18 protein-coding genes are annotated in these 19619 nt (G+C 72.8%); 12 read left to right on the forward strand and 6 right to left on the reverse strand.

Going from position 1 to position 19619, the window contains the following annotated elements; genetic code table 11:
* The first annotated feature begins 14 nt into the window (after positions 1-14).
* The 6 genes from B7X32_RS07300 to B7X32_RS07325 all read left to right on the forward strand — a co-directional run bounded on the left by B7X32_RS07300 (position 15) and on the right by B7X32_RS07325 (position 6683).
* The gene (locus B7X32_RS07300) at positions 15-410 is read left to right on the forward strand and encodes a hypothetical protein (protein ID WP_292718071.1); all 396 of its coding nucleotides are present in this window, start codon (positions 15-17) and stop codon (positions 408-410) included.
* Between the two features lie 188 nt (positions 411-598).
* On the forward strand, positions 599-1522 hold the full coding sequence (locus B7X32_RS07305) for a MoxR family ATPase (protein ID WP_292718103.1): 924 nt from the start codon (positions 599-601) through the stop codon (positions 1520-1522).
* Positions 1523-2833 (forward strand): DUF58 domain-containing protein, encoded by a 1311-nt coding sequence (locus tag B7X32_RS07310; RefSeq protein ID WP_292718073.1) that lies wholly within the window; start codon positions 1523-1525, stop codon positions 2831-2833. It begins immediately after the preceding gene.
* 208 nt (positions 2834-3041) lie between these two features.
* On the forward strand, positions 3042-3461 hold the full coding sequence (locus tag B7X32_RS07315; protein ID WP_292718075.1) for a transcriptional repressor: 420 nt from the start codon (positions 3042-3044) through the stop codon (positions 3459-3461).
* A 92-nt stretch (positions 3462-3553) separates the two neighbouring features.
* The gene (gene katG / locus B7X32_RS07320) at positions 3554-5767 is read left to right on the forward strand and encodes a catalase/peroxidase HPI (RefSeq protein ID WP_292718077.1); all 2214 of its coding nucleotides are present in this window, start codon (positions 3554-3556) and stop codon (positions 5765-5767) included.
* 139 nt (positions 5768-5906) lie between these two features.
* Positions 5907-6683 carry an aquaporin gene (locus tag B7X32_RS07325; protein ID WP_292718079.1) on the forward strand — a complete coding sequence of 259 codons (777 nt, stop codon included), beginning with the start codon at positions 5907-5909 and terminating at the stop codon, positions 6681-6683.
* Positions 6684-6719: 36 nt separating this feature from the next.
* Here the strand turns inward: B7X32_RS07325 and B7X32_RS07330 are convergent, their stop codons facing one another.
* Positions 6720-7712 carry a stage II sporulation protein M gene (locus B7X32_RS07330; protein ID WP_292718081.1) on the reverse strand — a complete coding sequence of 331 codons (993 nt, stop codon included), beginning with the start codon at positions 7710-7712 and terminating at the stop codon, positions 6720-6722.
* A gap of 16 nt (positions 7713-7728) precedes the next feature.
* On the opposite strand from B7X32_RS07330, the gene B7X32_RS07335 reads away from it, so the two are divergent.
* Positions 7729-8577, forward strand: coding sequence for an RDD family protein (locus B7X32_RS07335; protein WP_292718083.1), 849 nt, complete (start codon positions 7729-7731; stop codon positions 8575-8577).
* 15 nt (positions 8578-8592) lie between these two features.
* Here B7X32_RS07335 and B7X32_RS07340 read toward each other — a convergent pair whose 3' ends face one another.
* Positions 8593-8799 carry a DUF3499 family protein gene (locus B7X32_RS07340; protein WP_292718085.1) on the reverse strand — a complete coding sequence of 69 codons (207 nt, stop codon included), beginning with the start codon at positions 8797-8799 and terminating at the stop codon, positions 8593-8595.
* Positions 8800-8906: 107 nt separating this feature from the next.
* Here B7X32_RS07340 and B7X32_RS07345 point away from each other — a divergent pair, with 107 nt between their 5' ends.
* A complete protein-coding gene (locus B7X32_RS07345) occupies positions 8907-9350 on the forward strand; it encodes a hypothetical protein (RefSeq protein WP_292718087.1) in 444 nt (147 codons plus the stop codon).
* A 36-nt stretch (positions 9351-9386) separates the two neighbouring features.
* Here B7X32_RS07345 and B7X32_RS07350 read toward each other — a convergent pair whose 3' ends face one another.
* The 3 genes from B7X32_RS07350 to B7X32_RS07360 form a co-directional block, all read right to left on the reverse strand.
* Positions 9387-10787: a DUF5719 family protein gene (locus tag B7X32_RS07350; protein WP_292718089.1), complete on the reverse strand. Its 1401-nt coding sequence runs from the start codon at positions 10785-10787 to the stop codon at positions 9387-9389.
* Complete coding sequence (locus B7X32_RS07355) at positions 10784-14044, reverse strand: glycosyl transferase (RefSeq protein WP_292718091.1); 3261 nt, start codon at positions 14042-14044, stop codon at positions 10784-10786. The genes B7X32_RS07350 and B7X32_RS07355 overlap by 4 nt, the downstream gene beginning before the upstream one ends.
* A 135-nt stretch (positions 14045-14179) precedes the next feature.
* Positions 14180-14497: a WhiB family transcriptional regulator gene (locus B7X32_RS07360; protein WP_292718093.1), complete on the reverse strand. Its 318-nt coding sequence runs from the start codon at positions 14495-14497 to the stop codon at positions 14180-14182.
* A gap of 211 nt (positions 14498-14708) precedes the next feature.
* On the opposite strand from B7X32_RS07360, the gene B7X32_RS07365 reads away from it, so the two are divergent.
* From B7X32_RS07365 to B7X32_RS07380, 4 genes are all read left to right on the forward strand, one after another.
* Positions 14709-16115: an O-antigen ligase family protein gene (locus B7X32_RS07365; RefSeq protein WP_292718095.1), complete on the forward strand. Its 1407-nt coding sequence runs from the start codon at positions 14709-14711 to the stop codon at positions 16113-16115.
* Entirely contained in the window at positions 16112-17407 is a 1296-nt protein-coding gene (locus tag B7X32_RS07370; RefSeq protein ID WP_292718097.1) for an O-antigen ligase family protein, read from the forward strand. Before B7X32_RS07365 ends, B7X32_RS07370 begins: the two co-directional genes overlap by 4 nt.
* Positions 17408-17518: 111 nt before the next feature.
* Entirely contained in the window at positions 17519-18493 is a 975-nt protein-coding gene (locus tag B7X32_RS07375; RefSeq protein ID WP_292718099.1) for a glycosyltransferase family 2 protein, read from the forward strand.
* A 6-nt stretch (positions 18494-18499) separates the two neighbouring features.
* Positions 18500-19105, forward strand: coding sequence for a hypothetical protein (locus tag B7X32_RS07380; RefSeq protein WP_292718101.1), 606 nt, complete (start codon positions 18500-18502; stop codon positions 19103-19105).
* 46 nt (positions 19106-19151) lie between these two features.
* Here the strand turns inward: B7X32_RS07380 and B7X32_RS07385 are convergent.
* Positions 19152-19619 (reverse strand): ATP-binding cassette domain-containing protein (locus tag B7X32_RS07385; RefSeq protein ID WP_366246962.1); only part of this gene is annotated, 468 nt, incomplete at its 5' end.

Genomic DNA, 19619 nt, shown 5'->3' on the forward strand with positions numbered 1-19619 from the left:
CGCGGTGATTCGGCATGATCACCGCGCTCCTCGCCGCGGCGTGGCGCGGACGGCGCTTCGGCCCGCTCGTGGCCGAGACGCTGCCGGTCACCGTGCGCGCCTCGGAGACCATGCTCGGCCGGGCCCGCCTCACGGCCAAGGCCGCCGACGCCGCGCACGCGGCGGACGCGCTGCGCACGGGCACGATCTCCCGCCTCGCCGCACGGCTGGGCCTGCCCGCCAGGGCGGACGCCGCCGCCGTCGCGGACGCCGCCGCCGACCGGATCCGCGTGGACCGGGCAGGCGCCAGGACCCTCCTCACCGGCCCGCTGCCCGGCAGCGACGCCGAACTCGTCCCCTACGCCCGCCGTCTCGCCGAGCTGGAGACCGCCGTCGAGCACGCCGTCCGCATCGAAAGGAGCACCCCGTGACAGACCGTCCCGGCACCGACCCCGCAGGATCCGCCCCGCTCGGATACCCTCCGGCGCCGCCCGCCCCTCCTGCGGCCGTGCAGAGCCCGTCCGCGGCGACGCAGCCGCCCGCGGCTTCCCCCGCCGCGGCCTCCCCCGGAGTCTCCCCTGCGACCTCCGGATCCGATGACGCCGCGCTCCGCCAGGCCATGCAGCGCGTGCGCGCCGAGGTGGACAAGGCCGTGGTCGGCCAGGCCGGCACCGTCACCGGGCTGCTCGTGGCGCTGCTCGCCAGGGGGCACGTGCTGCTGGAGGGCGTGCCCGGCGTCGCGAAGACGCTCGTCGTGCGGTCCTTCTCCCGCGCGCTGGGACTCGACACCAAGCGCGTGCAGTTCACCCCCGATCTGATGCCGGGCGATGTCACCGGATCCCTCGTCTACGACGCGCGCACCGGCGAGTTCGAGTTCCGCCGCGGCCCGGTGTTCACGAACATCCTGCTCGCCGACGAGATCAACCGCACCCCGCCCAAGACCCAGGCGGCGCTGCTCGAGGCGATGGAGGAGCGCCAGGTCTCCTCCGACGGCGCGAGCCTTCCGCTTCCGGATCCGTTCCTCGTCGCGGCGACGCAGAACCCGATCGAGCACGAGGGGACGTACTCGCTGCCGGAGGCCCAGCTGGACCGATTCCTGATGAAGCTCGTGGTCGGCATGCCGGAGCGCGCGGCCGAGGTCTCGGTGCTGCGCCGTCACGCGGACGGCTTCTCCCCCCGCGAGCTCACGGATCTGCACGCCGTGGTCAGCGCCGACGAGATCCTCGCCGCGCAGCAGGCCGCCGGACGCGTGCAGGTCACGGATGACGTGCTCGGCTACGTGGTCGACCTCGCCAGGGCGACCCGGCAGTCCCCCTCCGTGCAGCTGGGGGCGAGCCCCCGCGCCTCGACCGCGCTGCTGGCGGCCGCGAAGGCGTGGGCGTGGCTGAACGGCTCGAGCGCCGTCACCCCGGACCACGTGCAGACCATGCTGATCCCGGTCTGGCGCCACCGCCTGCAGCTGCGTCCCGACGCCGAGATGGAGGGCGTCTCCGCCGACGCCGTGCTGACCAGCGTGGTGCAGCAGACCAGAGTGCCGATCTGAATGTTCCTCACCGGTCGCCTCGTCATCGTCGCCGCCCTCGGCGTCGTGCCGCTCGTGCTGCTCGACGCCCTCGGTGTGCCGCCGTGGTTCGTGCTGCTCGGCTGGCTGGCGCTGTGCGCGCTGCTCGTCGGCGTCGACGTCCTGGCGGCGGCGCCGCTCGGCGCGCTGCGGGTGACCCGCGAGGTGCCGAACCGCGTGCGGCAGCACGAGCAGGTCACCACGACCGTGATCGTGCAGAACCTCGGCGAGCGCCGGCTGCGCGGGCAGCTCCGCGACGCCTGGCAGCCGACGGCCGGGGCGGCGGACCACGGGAGGGCCGCGCTGGACCTGCCCGCGGGCGAGCGCCGGCGCGTGCCGATCGTGCTGCTGCCGCGCCGCAGAGGCGAGCTGTCCAGCGAGTTCGTCGCGATCCGCTCGCGCGGGCCGCTGGGGCTCGCGGGACGCCAGGGACGCCATCGGGTGCGCGGGGCGATCCGGATCCTGCCGCCGTTCACGTCCCGGCGGCACCTGCCCTCGCGCCTGGCGCGGCTGCGCGAGCTCGACGGCAACACCAGCGTCCAGGTGCGAGGGCAGGGCACGGAGTTCGACTCGCTGCGCGAGTACGTGCGCGGCGATGACGTGCGCTCGATCGACTGGCGCGCCACCGCCCGCGCCGGCACCACGATGCTGCGCACCTGGCGTCCGGAGCGCGACCGGCACGTGGTGATCCTGGTCGACACGGGTCGCACCGCCGCGGCGCGCGTGGGCGACGGCACCCGCCTGGACGCGGCCTACGAGTCCGCGCTGCTCCTCTCGGCGCTCGCCCAGCGCGCCGGCGACCACGTGCATCTGCTGCTGTTCGACCGCGCGGTGCGCGGCAGGGTGAGCGGGGTGGACGGGCCGGCGCTACTGCCGGCGCTCTCCGATGCGATGGCCCCCGTGCACGCCCGCCTCGTCGACACGGACTGGGGAGCGGCGTTCGCCGCGATCCGCACCCTCACCACACGGCCCTCGCTCATCGTGGTGCTGACCGCGCAGGACGCGGTGGAGAGCGCGCGGTCGTTCCTCGGCGCCTTCCCTAACGCCTCGCGCGCGACGACGATCCTGGTCGGATCCGCCACGGACCTCTCGATCGACGCCCTGGCACGCGCGCGCGACTCCCGCGAGGACGTCTACCTCGCCGCGGCCGCCGAGCGCACCCTCGCCGATGCCGCACGCGTCGCCGACGCGATCCGGCGCGCGGGCGGCGAGCCCCTCGCCGCGGATCCGGACGACCTCCCGCCCCGCATCGCGGACCGCTACCTCGAGCTCAAGGCCGCCGGCCGCCTCTGACGCCCCCTGCCCTCGGCCCCGCCGCGCCCCGCCACTCCCGCGAGACTGCAACTCGGCGACGAGACTGCGGTGCACGAGCGCAGTCTCGTCGCCGAGTTGCAGTCTCGCGGTCACGGGAGGGGTGCAGGGCAGGGGCACACGAGGGCGGCGGGACACGCCAGCGAGAAACGGGTTTCCTGAATCATTCAGGAAAAGCTACGGTGGAGTCATGGACACGTCGGCGATCCTCCGCGGCGCGGGACTGCGCGTCACCGTGCAGCGGATCGCGGTGCTGCAGGCCCTCGCGCTCGCCCCGCACAGCTCCGCGGACCGGATCCACACCGCCGTCGACGGCGCCGGCATCGCCCTGCCCACCGTGCACGCGATCCTCGGCGACCTCGCGACGGCGGGCATCATCCGCCGGGTGAGCCTGCCCGACGCCGATCGCGCGCTCTTCGAGGTCGAGCCCGGCGACAACCACCACCACATGCAGTGCGTGCGCTGCGGCCGCCTGGAGGTCGTCTCCTGCGCCGTCGGAGCCTCCCCCTGCCTGCATCCGTCCGAGGACCACGGCATGAGGCTGCTCGAGGCCTCCGTCACCTACCGCGCGGTCTGCCGCGCGTGCGACGAGGTGCGCGCGGCCGCCTGACCGAGACTCGTGCCGCATCCGCCCAGGGCCAACGCCTCGGAGCGGTGCTCGGTGCACCATCGACCGACCAAAAGAAGAGGAAAGGATCAGCCTTGTCTGAGAACACCTGCCCGATCGACCACGCCGGCAACACGGCCGCCCCGCGTCCCGCGGGCGGACGCACCGGCAACACCGACTGGTGGCCGGAGCGCCTGAACCTGCGCCAGCTCGCGAAGAACCCCGCCGTGGGCGACCCGCACGGCGAGGACTTCGACTACCGCGCCGCATTCGAGGCGCTCGACCTCGACGCCGTCAAGCGCGACATCGCCGCCCTGCTCACCGAGTCGCAGCCCTGGTGGCCCGCCGACTTCGGCAACTACGGCCCGCTCATGATCCGCATGGCCTGGCACTCCGCGGGCACCTACCGCGTGTTCGACGGCCGAGGCGGCGGCGGCACCGGCCAGCAGCGCTTCGCCCCGCTGAACAGCTGGCCCGACAACGTGGGCCTGGACAAGGCGCGCCGCCTGCTCTGGCCCGTGAAGAAGGCCTATGGCAAGGCGCTGAGCTGGGGCGACCTGATGATCCTCGCCGGCAACGTCGCGCACGAGCAGATGGGCATGCCCACGTTCGGCTTCGCCGGCGGCCGCGCCGACGTGTGGGAGCCGGATGAGGACGTGTACTGGGGCTCCGAGAAGGTCTGGCTCGACTCCAGCGCCCGCATCGGCACCGACGAGCGAGGAGAGCGCTCGCTCGAGAAGCCTCTCGCGGCCACCATGATGGGCCTCATCTACGTCAACCCCGAGGGGCCGGAGGGCAACCCGGATCCGGTGCTCGCCGCGAAGGACATCCGCGAGACGTTCGGCCGGATGGCGATGAACGACGAGGAGACGGTCGCCCTCATCGCCGGAGGCCACACGTTCGGCAAGACCCACGGCGCGGCACCGGAGGCGGGCAACGTCGGCGAGTCGCCCGAGGGTGCGCCGATGGAGCAGATGGGCCTCGGCTGGAAGAGCAGCCACGGCGCAGGACACGGCAACGACACGATCGGATCCGGCCTCGAGGTCACCTGGACCTATCACCCCACCCGCTGGGACAACGAGTTCTTCCACATCCTGTTCGCCTACGACTGGGAGCTCACCACGGGCCCCGGCGGCGGCAAGCACTGGAAGCCGACCGACGGCGCCGGCCTCGACATGGTGCCGGAGGCGCAGGGCGAGGGCCGTCGGGAGCCGCGTATGCTCACGACCGACCTGGCGCTGCGGGAGGACCCGATCTACCGGGAGATCTCGCTGCGCTTCAAGGACGACCAGGCCGCCTTCACCGACGCCTACAGCCGCGCGTGGTTCAAGCTGACCCACCGCGATCTCGGCCCGAAGGCCCGCTACCTCGGCCCCGAGGTGCCCGCGGAGGACCTGATCTGGCAGGACCCGGTGCCGGCGCCGCAGGGCGCGCCGATCGGCGCCGCGGACATCGCAGAGCTGGAGCGGCGCATCGCGGCGACCGGCCTCAGCGTGTCCGACCTGGTGTCGACCGCGTGGGCGGCGGCGGCCTCGTTCCGCGGCAGCGACAAGCGCGGCGGCGCGAACGGCGGCCGCATCAGGCTCGAGCCGCAGCGCAGCTGGGAGGTCAACCGCCCGACGGAGCTCGCACGGGTGATCTCGGCGCTGGAGGGCGTGCAGGATGCGTTCAACGCGGAGGGCGGCGCGCAGGTGTCGTTCGCCGACCTCGTGGTCCTCGCCGGCAACGTCGGCGTGAAGCAGGCCGCGGCCGCCACAGGGCGCGCCGTCGAGATCCCGTTCACGCCGGGGCGCACCGACGCGACGCAGGAGCAGACGGACGTCGACTCGTTCGCATACCTCAACCCGCAGGCCGACGGCTTCCGGAACTACGTGAGCGACGTCGCCGGGGCGATCCCGGCCGAGGTCCTGCTCGTCGACCGTGCGGGACTGCTGACGCTCTCCGCACCCGAGATGACGGTGCTCGTCGGAGGCCTCCGCGTGCTCGGTGCGAACTGGGACGGATCCTCCTACGGCGCGTTCACGCACACGCCGGGCGTCCTCACGAACGACTTCTTCGTGAACCTGCTCGATCTGAACACGACCTGGAAGCCGCTGGATCCCGGATCCCACGCGTTCCAGGCCACGGACGACGCGACGGGCGAGAAGACCTGGGTCGGCACGCGTGCCGACCTCGTGTTCGGCTCGAACTCCGAGCTGCGGGCGCTGGCCGAGGTCTACGCCAGCGATGACGCGAGCGCGAAGTTCGTGGACGACTTCGTGAAGGCGTGGGTCAAGGTCGCCGAGCTCGACCGCTACGACGTGCGCTGAGCGGATCCGCCCGACCGACGGCCCGTCCCGATCCCGGGGCGGGCCGTCGGCGCTGCCGCGCCGGACGCGCCTTCGCCGGTAATGTCGCTGACGGACAGCGGCGCCCGACTTCCCCCGGCGCCAGAGAGCAAGGAGCCCCATGTCCTCCTCCCCCGTCGACGCACCGGCCGCTCAGGCCTCGTCCCTCGGCCCGCGCCTCGTCGCGGAGGGCCTCGGCACGTTCCTGCTCGTGGCGGCCGCGATGGGCACCGCCCTGTTCGCGTCCAGCCACTTCACCGATCCGGGCGCGCAGGGCTCGGTCTACCTCGCGGTGGCGCTCGCCGTCGGCCTGTCCGTGCTCGTCGGCGTGTACGCCTTCGGGCCGATCTCGGGAGGGCATTTCAACCCCGCCGTCACCCTCGGCGCAGCGGCCGCGGGACGGATCCCCTGGCGGGACGCCGGCCCCTACATCGTCGCGCAGTGCGCCGGAGGCGTCGTGGCGTCGACGGTGCTGACGCTGATCGGCACGTTCGGCCCTGAGGGCTGGCTGCCCCGGGCGCAGGACGCGGGCTTCGCCAGCAACGGCTGGGGCGCGCTCTCCCCCGGCGGCTTCGGGGTGTGGGCCGCGATCATCGCCGAGGTCGTGTTCACGGCGCTGTTCCTCTTCGTGATCCTCGGCGTGACGCATCCGACGCGCGGCACCCCGTTCGCGGGCATCGCGATCGGCCTGACGCTGACCCTCGGCGTGCTGGCGACCCTGCCGATCGACAATGCGTCGCTGAATCCCGCTCGTTCGCTGGCCACGGCGATCTACGGAGGGGTCGCGCCGCTCGCGCAGCTGTGGGTCTTCCTGATCTTCCCGATCCTCGGCGCGCTGATCGCCGGTTTCACCTACCGCGCCCTGTTCGACCAGCCGAATCCCGCCGCGTCGGAGTGACGGCCTCGCCCGCCCTGCGGCGGAGGCCGATGCCGCTCACCCGGCCACGAGCGTCGGCGTCCCGGCCTCGAACTCGGTGAGGTCGCCGCTCTCGCCCCGCCGCTGCGCGCGACGGCCCAGGATCAGCATGTAGGCCAGGAAGACCGCGAGCGCGAGCGCGCCGATCCCGATCTTCACCGGCCACGGCAGCCCCCAGCCGGTCACGAAGCCCTCGACCAGACCGGAGAGCCCGAGCGCGAACACGAGCCCGATCGCGACCGTGCCGAGCGAGCGTCCTGCGGCCGCGAGCGCCTCCCCGCGGGTGCGCTCCCCCGGCACGAGCCAGGCCCAGAAGATGTGCAGACCCGCCGCCGCCGCGACGAAGATGCAGGTCAGCTCGAGCATCCCGTGCGGGAGCAGGTAGAGCACGACGACGTCGCCGCGGCCGAACGCGAACATGACGCCGACCGCGAGGCCGACGTTCACGGCGTTCTGCAGGAGGACCATGATCGGCCAGATGCCGGTGACCCCGAGCAGCACGCACTGCGCCGCGATCCAGGCGTTGTTGGTCCACACCAGGCCCGCGAACTCGGCCGCGGGGTTCTCGGTGTAGTAGTCCGTGAAGGAGTGCTCGACGTAGTACTGCAGGTCGGCCTTGGAACCGAGCGCCGCGACGAGAGCCGGATCCGAGGAGATCCAGATCGCGACCCCGACGATCACGGCGAGGCTCGCGAGCGCGATGACGAGGGTGGTCCAGCGCAGCCGGTAGAGCGCGGCGGGCAGCTGCAGCGTGAAGAACCGGGTGACCTGACGGATCACGTTGTCGCCCTGCCCCGTCAACCGCAGCCGGGCCCTGGCCAGGATCGTGGAGAGGTGAGCGCTCTGCGGCGAGGAGCCCACCGAGCTGCGCAGATCGGCCAGATCCGCCGATGCCGCACGGTAACGCGTGATGAGCTCGTCGACACCGGCGCCGTCGAGCGGCTGCCTGCTGAGTTCGTCCAGGCGCGCCCACTCGCGGCTCCTGGCATCGGCGAGTGCGTCGGCGTCCACGTGTTTTACTGTACCCATGTCGGATGTCAGCGCCTCGAACGCCGTGGGCGCCGCGCATTCGATCGCGGCACTCGACGGCGACGACGAGGTGCTCTCCGGCGAGGCCGTGGCGATCGAGGTCCAGCCGGTCGGCCTGTTCTTCCGCACCCTGGGCGCCGTGATCGATGCCCTCCTGAGCTGGGCGGTCTTCCTCGGGTACATCGCGGTGCGCTACTGGATGCTGGGCGCCTTCGGAGATCCCGCCCTCGATCGGATCCTCGCCGTGCTGGCTCTGGTGACGGCGTTCGTGATCGTGCCGTGCACGATCGAGACCCTCACGCACGGGCGCAGCCTGGGCAAGCTCGCGGTGGGCGGAAGGATCGTGCGCATCGACGGCGGCGCCGCCGGATTCAGGCACGCCCTCATCCGCTCCCTGATCGGCGTGTTCGAGACCTACCTCACGTTCGGATCCGTGGCCTTCCTGACCGCGGCGTTCACCGCCCGGTCGCAGCGCCTGGGCGACCTCGTCGCCGGGACGTACAGCCAGAAGGTGCGGACGCCGCGCCTGGTCGCGAGGGTGCTCGTGATGCCGCAGGGCCTCGAGTCGTGGGCGGCGATCGCCGATGTCGCACGCATGCCGGATCGGCTCGCGCGGCGGATCTCGCAGTTCCTGGACAGCACGCCGCAGCTGCTGCCCGCCTCCCGGGCGCGGATCGCTCAGGAGCTGCTGGCCGAGGCGTCCGCCTACATCTCGCCGATGCCGGCCGCTCCCCCGGAGGCCGTGCTCGTCGCGGCGACGGTGCTCCGCCGCGATCGGGAGCGGAGGGCGCTCGCCCTCGCCGACGCGCGCGTGCAGCGCCTCAGCGGCGTGGACGTCGGCGCATAGCCGGGACGGCCGCGCTCAGGCCTGCAGGGTCTCGTGCCGGACGACGATCCAGCCCGCCGGCACCGAGAGGCGCTCGGCGTGGATCGCGCACAGGTCGTGCGCGTGCGGGTCGTTCTCGACGCCGAGGGGGCCGAGCGCCGCCATCTGGTCGCCGTAGTCGTAGGTGAGGGTCGCCACGGCCTCGCGTGCGCAGCCCACCTTGGAGCAGAGTCGTCCGTACATCCCCCTCAGGCTACGGGCCCCGCACGCGGACGGAGGGAGGCCGCGCGCACGACCGCCGGATCCGCCCGCCCGCCGCAGAGGGCGCCCGCGACGCCTAGACTGGCGGCATGCGCCGTGCCCGCCCCTCCCGCCGCGCGGTCGTCCCGCGTCGTGGCGACCGGCACGGCCGGCACGGCCGCCTGGGCCGCAGCTCCGTCGTCAGGCCGCCGCTCCCGCCCCTCGACGGACGACTCGACACGTTCGACCTGCACGTCGGATCCGCGGTCGAGCTGCTGCGCTCGATGTGGCCGGATCTGCGCCCCGTGCGCATCGAGATCGCCGCGATGCCGACCCATGCGGATCCGGACGGGCTGCCGCGCTGGCTCGTGGATACCCAGGCGCAGCGGATCGTGCTGTTCCGCGTGCCCATCGAGCGGCTGCTCGAACCCGGTCACGACGACGCGTCGCACCGTCGCGTCGCGATCGAGGGCGCGGTCTTCCGCGCCGCCGCGCAGTACATCGGTCGCGAGCCGTGGGAGATGGATCCGCGCGGCTTCGACACCGACGAGTGACGCGTCGCCCCCGGTCCCACCCGAGCGCTCGGACGCCTAGCGCTGGTAGACAGTGATCGGGGCCGCTGCGGCGTCCGTCGCCCAGACGGGATACCCCGCGAGCAGACCGATCCCCGAATAGACCACCGCGGCGCGCACGGCCGTGGGCGACGAGAGCGTGTACGTCGTGGAGGCGGCGATCGAGATGGTCGCCGCGCCGTCGGGCCGCAGCGTGACGCGCTGGGTCGCGCCGCCCTGGATGGGGGTGAGCTCGACCGTGGCGGTCTGGGCCGACGCGTTCTGCAGGTGCAGCTGCGGCGCGGGCCCGTCCGCCACGGCGAAGGCCGTGGACCCGGTGAGGACCGGGGCGGGCGTCATCCAGGCGAAGTCGGATCCCTTGGCCGTGCCGGTGGTCTGCCAGGCCGCGGCGACCACGGGCGTGCCGGCCTTGACGTCGATCGAGTAGAGCCCCGGCTTCAGCGCGGAGAAGTTGACGGATCCGACCTGACCGGCGGTGAGCTTGACGGTCTTGGGATCGCCGACCTTGCTGCCGTCGCCGGCGTTGCGGGGCTGCAGGGTCACCGTGGCATCGGCATCCGGCGCCAGCAGGCGCACGGCCGTCGAGGCGTTGTCGTCGTCGTTCGAGCCGACGAGGGCTCGCACGCCGAGCAGCGAGAACTCCTTCTGGGGCTGCGCGATCGCGTCCTGCACGTCGATGCCGACGGGATCCAGGGTGCGGATCAGGCTCGACTGCAGCGCCGCACGCACCGGGGCGCCGCTCGAGGTCACCTTGACGACGGGGCTGCTCTCCCCCGCCGACCCCGCGACGAGCGGCACGGTGGACTGCGTGCGCGCCGGCACCACGAGCTCGGAGGAATGGGTGCCGCCGGTCGAGCCGTACTCGGTGAAGGTCACGGTCGCCGTGACGGCGCCGGGGTTCGCGATCAGCAGGATGTCGCTCGATCCGGTGGTGCCGGCGCCGCCCACGATCCAGGACTCCATGCTGGGCGGACGGCACGCGGACGCGGCGAAGCCGGAGAGGTCGTCGGCGGAGACGGTCACGGACTGCGCCGCCGCGGCGAGCGCCGGCTCCCTGTTCTGCGGGGAGGCGGTGAACCCCGGCGCGACCGTGGTCCCCACCACGTCGGACATGCCGAGCTCGGTGGAGGTCAGGTCCGCGCCCGTGGCCGCTCCGCTGACGACGTTCGGCGTGCCGGCGACGCTGAGCTGGGAGGCCTGGGCGGCGTCGCGCCCGAGCGCCAGGAAGGATCCTGCGCAGCTGAGCAGCGTGTCGCCCGCGACGGGTTTGACCGTCGTGTGGGCCGGCGTGCTCGCGATCGTCGGCCAGGCCGCCGGGATCGCGATCACCGCGCCCGCGACGCAGGCGGCCGAGACGACGATGCCGGCGGTGAGCCTCGCCCCGGTGGCGACGAGACGGGCGGAGGTCCTGCGGCTCATGCGTCTGCCTCCTTCGCGGGCGTGGATGCGGTCTCGGCGGGTGCGGATCCTGGATCCTGCGGATCGGGGGCGTCGCCGGCATCAGGACGGGGTTCATCGCGATCCGGTTCCGGGCCCACGGACTCGGGAGCGGCGGACTCGGGAGCGGCGGACTCGGGAACGATGTCGTCCGCCGCACCCTGAGCGGGTGCGGCGTCCGCGGGCTCGCTCACGGCGGGCTCCGCCGGGTTCTCCTGCGGCGCCTCGGTCTCCTCGGGCGCATCCGGCTCGGCGGGAGCCTCGGCCGGCGCCGCCTCTGGCGCCGTCTCCGCGGGGGCCTCGGCAACGGGCGCCGCCTCGGCAACGCGCGACGCCTCATCGCCGGGCGCGGTCGCGACCGCGGGGACCACGACGGAGGCGGGCGCGGGCTTGCGCTTCTTCGAGGCGCGCGCGGGGCGCTCGCGCTGCGGCTTGACCGGGCGCGGAGCCCGCTCCGGCAGCACGCCGACCGCGCGGGGAACCGCGCGCGCCGCGCGGCGCGAGGCACGGGTCGGGATCGAGAGCAGGAGTGCGGCGAACAGCACGATCAGCTCGACCGTCACCACGAACTGCGCCGTCGTGCGCTGTCCGACGCCGAGCCCCTCGCGTGCGGCGGGTTCGGCGTCCATGCGCCACAGCACGCCGCGTGCCGTCTCGCCGACGCGCACGAAGCCCGCGCGCTGGTCCAGGGCCGTGGCCGACTGCAGCCGCAGCGAGCGCTCCGCCGACGTCTCCTTGTCCGACCCCGCCTGCAGCAGGACGAAGCGCACGCCCAGGGCGCCGAGCGCCTTGGGCGCGTCGAACTGGCGCGCCGAGACGAGGTCGACCGTCAGCTCGGTGTAGTTCTTGCCCGGCACGGTGGTCGCGGTGTTGATGATCGTGGACTGCGCTCCGAGCGTGGCGCTCGCGCCCCAGACGACCGTGCTGGCGAGCGCGCCGTCCGGCTGCGCGCTGAGCACGAGGGTGCCGAGCTCGCGATCGGCGCGGGCCTGCGCGTTCACGTACGCGGGCAGCGTGGTCAGGTCGCCGCGCTGGATGGTCGCGGTCCCCGCCACGAGCGACACGGCGGTCGGCACCGCGCACACCACGACGCCGGCGGCGGCGATGAGCGAGGCCGCGCTGCGCAGGGCCGGACGGGTGATCGCGCAGTCCAGGGTCACGAGAGCTCCGCCCAGCACGCCGATCCAGGCGAGGCTCAGCCCGGTGCCGGGCCAGAGCGGCACGGCCTGCGACTGCGCGAAGGCGACGGTGACGCCGACCGCGGCGAATGCGGTGGCGAGGCCAGAGGCGGCGACGAGCAGGGATCCGATCCCGACGCTCCAGCGACGCGTGATCGTCGACACCACGGCGAGCAGCGCGAGGGGGGCGGCGAGCCAGAGCACCCAGGCGGCGTCCTTCACGCCCAGGAGCGCGGGCCAGCCGGCCTGGTCCATGGTCGGCAGACCGGCGAGCAGCGACAGACGCCCCGCCGCGTCCGCGGCCGCCTGCGGCGCGACCACGATCGCGCCGGGATCCGACAGGAGCGCCCACAGTGTTCCGTGCGCGGCGTGCCAGATCGCGAGCGGCGCGAACACGACCACGGCGGGCACCAGCACCCAGACCATGCGCACGGCGCCGCGCACCGAGCGGCGTGCGAGCAGCCACACGATCGCGACGAGCCAGAGCAGCACGAAGGCGGGGGCGAGCGAGGGCGCGCAGGCCAGCGCGGCGGCGGTCAGCAGCGATGCCGCCCCTGCCGCACCCCAGGAGCGCTGGGCGACGAGAGCCGTGTGGAGCACCCACGGCAGCAGCAGGTGCAGCAGGACCGCGGCGGGGCGTCCCTCGGCGAGGCCGATCAGGAAGGTGGGGGCGAGCGCCCAGACGACGCCGGCGAGGATGCGCAGTCCCGGCTTGTCGGTGATCCGCGTGGCGGCGAACCAGCCGCCGAGGAGGGCGAGCGGCAGCGCCGCGACCCAGAGCAGCAGCAGCGCGTACGAGGGGGATCCCGGCCAGAGCGAACCGAGCACGGCCAGCACGCCGGAGAACGGATCCGCGGGCCCTACCACGTCGACGCCGAAGCCGCGCTGCCCGTAGGCGGCATCGCGCCAGAGCGCCGCGACGGTCTCCCGCAGCGGCAGCAGCGCGCCGCCGCCGAGAGCGGGCCAGGCCAGCAGCGAGGCGAACAGCGCGACGCCGGCGACGAGCGCGGCGAGCACCGCCCAGGCGCCGCCGCCGGAGAAGAACCCGAGGTCCTCGTGCACGCCGGCCTCGGTGCCGTGCCCGTCGTCCAGGCGCTGGCGCAGCTGCGCACGGGTGACCCGGAGCGGGGCGATGCTCGCCCAGCTCGCGCTGCGGTCGGCGTGGATGGCCCTGCGCGAGCGCGCGACGGCGGATCCGGAGACCATGGCGACGCCGGCCGCGCCCCATTCCGGGAGCACGGCGGCGGGGCGCTTGCCGGTCAGGTGCGTGATCGAGCGCCACAGCGCGAGCGGCAGCAGCGAGAGCCAGTGCAGCGGCACCACGGCGGCGGGAGCGTAGCTCAGGCGCCGGTGCAGCTGCGCGCGACGCCGGGCGAAGGCGTCCGCGGCGGTGCCCTCCGCCTCGGCGCCGTCGTCGACGATAATCCGCGCGCCGGCGGCGAGCACCAGGCGTCCCCCGGCGAGGCGTGCGCGGATGCCGAGGTCGAGCCCCTCGTCCCGTCCGCCCAGGCCGGCGTCGGGGCGCAGGCCGCGGCCGGCGCGCAGGAGCAGACCGCGCGCATCGGCACCGAGCGCGTCGTCCATGCCGTCGTGCTGGCCCTGGTCGAGCTCCCCGCGGGCGGGGTCGACCGCGCGACCGAGGCGGGTCATGCTCTGCCCGAACGACACGATGCGGTGCTCGTCGAGGGTGCTGATGAGCTTGGGGGCGGCGATCGACGCCGCCGGGGAGCGCTCGAGCGCCCCCGCGAGCTGTGCGAGTGCCGCAGGAGCCGGAGCGCAGTCCTCGGTGAGGATCCAGAGCGCCGCATCGTCCGCGACGCGCGGGAGCGCGAGGGCGACGGCCGCGGCGAGCGTCGTGGAGGCCTTGGTCTCGATCACCGCTTCCGCGGCCTCGGCGACGCGGGCACTGGCCCGCAGCGCGCTCGACGAACCGCACGCGACGATCGTCAGCGCATCCGGCCGGCGCGTCTGGGCGGCGAGCGCATCGAGAGCGCGCAGCAGGCGCGCGAGGGAGGTCGCACCCGAACGGGCGACGAGGACGGCGTGTACTCGGGCAGACATGACGGGGTCAGCCTAAGCGGGTCATCGCCGGCAGGAGGGGTGGGACGCGGGCGCGTCCCCGTTTTCCCGGCATACGCATTTCTCGGAGCGGCCGACGGCGTTCCCCACAGCGGTCACCGAGCCTGTCGGAGCGGTTCAGCCGGCGCGGCGCTTGAGCTTGCGGCGCTCCCGCTCGGAGAGACCGCCCCAGATTCCGAAGCGCTCGTCGTTGTTCAGCGCGTACTCGAGGCATTCGCCCCGCACGTCGCAGGAGGTGCAGATGCGCTTGGCGTCGCGGGTCGAGCCGCCCTTCTCCGGGAAGAAGGCCTCCGGATCGGTCTGCGCGCACAGCGCGTCGCTCTGCCACGCGAGTGCGTTGTCGTCGCCCTCGGTCGGGCGGCGGACGCCCGGAACCCCCAACTGGACCGGATCTACGAACCAGTCGTCGGGAACGTCTGAACGGTATGCCGTCATGTCGCCCTCTCCCTCGTATCCCCCCGGGTGCCCCGCGGGCCGCGTTGCACTACTAATTACACCCGTGTCATTCGCCCTGGTCAAGTCGCGGATCGTAAACCCTCAAGCAGGCGTTGAACGTTCTTCACTGCACACGGCGTGTCGCGCCGGCGTGTCGAAGACCGGGCCGTGCTCCCGACGTCACAGGGCGCGGGCGGTACTCTGAACCACGATGGCGCAGCACTCCAGACTCTCCACGGCCCCCCCGCCGAGCGCTCCGGCACGCGAGTCCACCGGGCATCTCCTCCTGCGCGCGCACATCGTGCTGCTGCTGTTCTGCGTGTTCGCGCACACCGCGATCTTCAATCTGCTCGGCGTGGACGGGGCCGCGGTCGTGCTGGCCGTCCTGCTCGTCGGCACGCTCGGCCTCGCGATCCCCCGCATCGCGCTGGCCCGGCCTGCACGGTTCCCGTGGCGCCGGTTGCCCTGGACGGCGCTCGGATACACAGCCCTGGCCCTGCTCTCGCTGTCCTGGTCGGGATGGCCGTGGGCGACGCTGCTCACCTGGACCCTGCAGGCGGCGATCACCGTCGTCGCCCTGTTCATCGCCTTCACGCTGAGCTGGCACGAGATCGTGCGGGCGCTCTCGAGCGCGCTGAAGTGGATCCTCGGGCTCTCGCTGCTGCTCGAGCTGTGGGTCGCGCTGGTGCTGCGGCATCCGCTGCTGCCGTTCTTCTCGGATCTGCCCGCGGGCAAGCCCGATCCGCACTGGTACTGGGTGCGCGGCGACCTGTTCGACGGCGGCAGGGTGCAGGGCATCGTGGGCAATTCGAACACCCTCGGCATCCTCTGCGCCTTCGCGCTCGTTGTGTTCGCGCTGCTCTACGCGCAGGGAGCGCGCCGCAGGCCCGCCCTGCTCGTCTGGATCGTGCTCGCCGCGTTCTTCTTCCTGCGGGCGGGATCCGCCACCGCGTACGCCTCGTTCGCGGTCGGCGCGCTCGTGCTGGTCGCCGCGCTGCTCATGCGCCGCACGCGCACGCCGCGAGGGCGTGCGCGGATGTACGCGCTGTTCACCGCGGTCGCCCTCGTCGGCGCGGCAGCGGCGTGGTTCGCCCGCGACGCGCTCTTCGGCGTCCTCGGCAAGTCCTCCGACCTCACAGGGCGGCTCGAGATCTGGCGCAAGGTCTGGGCGCGCGCCGTGCAGCATCCGATCTTCGGCAACGGCTTCTCCTCCCCGTGGGTGCCGTGGGACCCGGCGTTCCACGACTGGATCATCGATCACCGCATCACGGTGTTCATGGCGCACAACATGTGGCTGGACGTGTTCCTGCAGCTCGGCCTCCTCGGCGTGCTGCTCATCGCGATCGCCTTCTTCGCGTTCGCGTGGCGCGCCTGGTTCTTCGCTGTCGACCGCCCGCGCTGGGACCTCGTGCAGGACCGCCCCTACGCCGCGCTGTCGCTGCTGCCGACGGTGTTGGGCGCGATGCTCCTGGTGCTGGGGCTCGCGGAATCGACGCCGATCATGCTGTGGGGCTGGCTCCTGCTGATCCTGCTCTCGTTCAAGATGAAGATCTCGCCGTTCGTGGGATCCGGCCCCGGCGAGGGCGCGCCGCCGCAGTCGCGGCGGCGGACGGCATGACCACTCCCCGGCGGCGCCTGGCGAGGACGCTCGCCTCGGTCGAGATGGCGCGCGCCTACTCGACCTGCGCACTGCTGAGCGTGTTCGGATCGTTCGCGATCGCCGCGTTCACCTCGTCCGCGACCCTCAACACGATCATCGCCGTGCTGTGCGTGATCGGCGTCGGCATCCTCTGGGTGCGCCGCGAGGAGCTCAGCCCGCTCCGCCTCGCACCGTCGACGCTCCTCGCGTTCCTCGCCTGGACGCTCGCGAGCGCGGTCTGGTCGACCGCGTCCGCCGCCTCGCTGAAGGCCTGGGCCGCCCTCGCCGGATACGCGGTGATCGCAGTCGTCATCGGGCACATCAGAGACACCCTGCAGACCGTGCGGGCGCTGGGGGATGCGCTGCGCATCCTGCTCGGCGCCTCGCTGGTCGCCGAGATCATGAGCGGAATCCTGCTGGACATGCCGTTCCACTTCCTCGGCATCCAGGGCCGGCTCGCCGCCGGAGGGCCGATCCAGGGCCTCTTCGGCACGCGCAACATGCTCGGCTTCATCGCGGTCATCGCGGTCATCACCTTCGTGGTGGAGTGGCGCTCCCAGTCGCTGTCGGCGGCGATCGCGATCCCGTCCGTGGTGGTGGCGGGATTCCTCGCGCTCTTCTCCGCCTCCCCCACCGTGCTCGTGCTCGCGGCCGCCGTGGGCGCGGCGAGCGTCGCGCTGGTGATCGTGCGTCAGGCCCCGCCCGCCCGCAGACGCCCGCTGCAGTGGGCGATCGGCGGGGTCGTCCTCGCCGTGCTGGTCGCCATCGCGATCTTCCGCAACAGGGTCATCGCCGTGCTCGATGCGGGCAGCGACTTCAACATCCGCGTCGAGCTGTGGAGCAACCTGCTCACGTACGTGCAGCAGCGCCCCGCGCAGGGCTGGGGCTGGTTCGGCCTGTGGAGCGACGCGCTCTACCCGTTCAACTCGATCAACTACTTCACCAACGACCACCACGGCAGCGCGCTGAACGCGTTCTTCGACACCCTGCTCCAGGTCGGCGCGGGCGGACTCCTGCTGTTCTGCCTGCTCGGCGGCGTCGCGCTCGTGCGCTCCTGGCTGGTCGCGAGCGTGCGCCGCTCGGTGGTGTACGCCTGGACGCCCCTCGTGCTCGTCGCCCTCGCCGTGGACTCGGTGTTCGAGAGCTTCACGCTCGTCAGCGCCGGATGGTTCCTGCTCGTGCTGTGCGCCCTGCGCGCGGGGCAGTCCCGGTCCTGGCGGGAGAACATCGACGCCGTGCAGACCAGCTCGACGCCGCTGCCGGACCGCTGACCCCTCGTCCGCCGCGGCGGACTGCGAGGCGCGCGCACGCGTTCGCAGGGTTGCACGGGCTTCCGCGGGTAGGCTGAAGACCTCCCCTTCACCCTCTCTGGAGCGACATCCGTGACCCCTGACCGCCAGAACGGCGCCGCCGGCTTCGACCCGGCCAGCGCGACGATCGTCGTCGTCACCTACAACCGCTCGCACCTGCTGCAGGGCCTGCTCGACAGCATCGTGCAGATGGACCCGAAGCCGGGCCGCGTCGTCATCATCGACAACGCCTCCTCCGACGACACCACGGACGTGGTCGACTCCTACCGGTCGCGGATCGACGCCGAGATCGTGTACCGCCGCCTGGAGACCAACACGGGCGGATCCGGCGGGTTCAGCGAGGGCATGCGCACCGCGTACGAGCTCGGATCCGAGTGGATCTGGATGATGGACGACGACGTCGAGGTGCTCCCGGACGGCCTGGCCCGCATGGGCGCCTGGGCCCCCCGGTTCAAGAGCATCCAGGGCCGCCGCTACGACTACGACGGCAGCGCCTTCTACTGGCAGTACCGGATCGCGGAGCGCATGGGCATCCCGATCCCCTTCGCGCCCGCCGGCTTCGACGCCACCGGCTTCAAGCCGATGAACAGCGGCTGCTTCGAGGGCATGTTCATCCACCGCTCGATCGTCAAGGAGATCGGCCTCCCGGATCCGCGGTTCTTCATCTACTGGGACGACCAGATGTACGGCTGGCTCGCCTCCCGCCGCACCCAGGCCGTCATCGTCGACGAGTTCGTGCTCCGGCGCACCCGCGAGATCAAGCAGTGGGACATGGGCGTGCGGCACATGAACGCGTCGAGCAACGCCTACCGGTACTACATCATGCGCAACCGCGCCTACCTGAAGCAGTACTACCGCGTGCACCACGTGTACAACCCCGTCCTGTTCGGCCTCGGCACGGCGATGACCTTCGCGAAGGAGCTCATCCGCCTGGTGTTCGTCGAGCGGACGGTGCGCGGCACGAGCAACCTGTTCCGCGGGCTGCGCGACGGCGGCCGGATCGGCCGCGACCGCAGCTGGCGTCCGATGCCCGCCCTGGAGGACTGAGGATCGATGAGCGACCAGAAGCCGGAGGCCGTCTGGGTCTTCCCGGATGAGCCGAAGAAGCGCGGCGGACGCATCGCCCTGATCATCGGGCTCGTGGTGGCCGCCCTCGTCGTGGCCGCCGTCGTGGTGCTGTTCCTGATCCCTCGCGGCGACGGCGCCCCGACGCCGACCGCGAGCCCGACGGCATCGAGGACCGCGACACCGACGCCCGGTCCCTCGCCCGCGCCCACGCCGACGTCGACGAGCGTTCCGACCGACCTCCCGACGGCGCCGGTGACCGCGCCGCCCCCTGTCCCGGATCCCTCCGTCGATGCGTTCCGCGGGCAGGTGCAGCCGCGACTGGACAACGCGTCCACCGGCCTCGACCTGGTGCAGAACCACAGCGGCGACACCGCGGTCCAGGTCGTGGACTCGCTGCAGAACGATGCCCAGAACCTGGCGAGCCAGCCGGCTCCCTCCTCGATCGCGACGCAGTGGGGCGAGGCCGTGAACGCCTACTCGGCCCGGCTGCAGTCGCTGCGCTCGGCATACGCCGGCGGATCCGACCCGTCCGGCCCGCTCGTCGACGCCAAGGCCGCGCTCGGCCAGCTGCGCTCGCTCGTCGGGCTCTGATCGGCCCCCGGTCCGAGCGGGGTCCCGACCGCGGTCGGGATTCCGCTCAGGAGTTGTCGGCGTTGTAGCGGTCGAGCACCTCGCCGATCGACGCGTCCAGCACCAGGCCGCCCTTGTTCAGGTACAGGCCGCGCGTGCAGAACCGGCGCAGATCCTTCTCGTTGTGCGAGACGAAGAACAGCGTGCGCCCCTCGGCGAGGAGCTCGTCGATGCGCTGGTAGCACTTGTCCCGGAACGCCTTGTCGCCCACCGCGAGCACCTCGTCCACGAGGAGGATCGGCTCCTCCAGCTGCGACACGACCGAGAACGCCAGGCGCACCTTCATGCCGTTCGAGAGGTGCTTGTACGGGGTGTCCTGGAACTTCTCCAGCTCCGCGAAGTCGATGATGTCGTCGTAGCGCTCGGAGACCTCGGCACGGCCCATCCCGTGCAGGCCCGCGGTCAGCCGCACGTTCTCGCGCACCGTGAGGTCGCCGACGAAGCCACCGGTGAGCTCGATCAGCGGCGCCACGCC

The organism is Microbacterium sp. 13-71-7 (assembly GCF_002257455.1).
Lineage (GTDB): Bacteria > Actinomycetota > Actinomycetes > Actinomycetales > Microbacteriaceae > Microbacterium.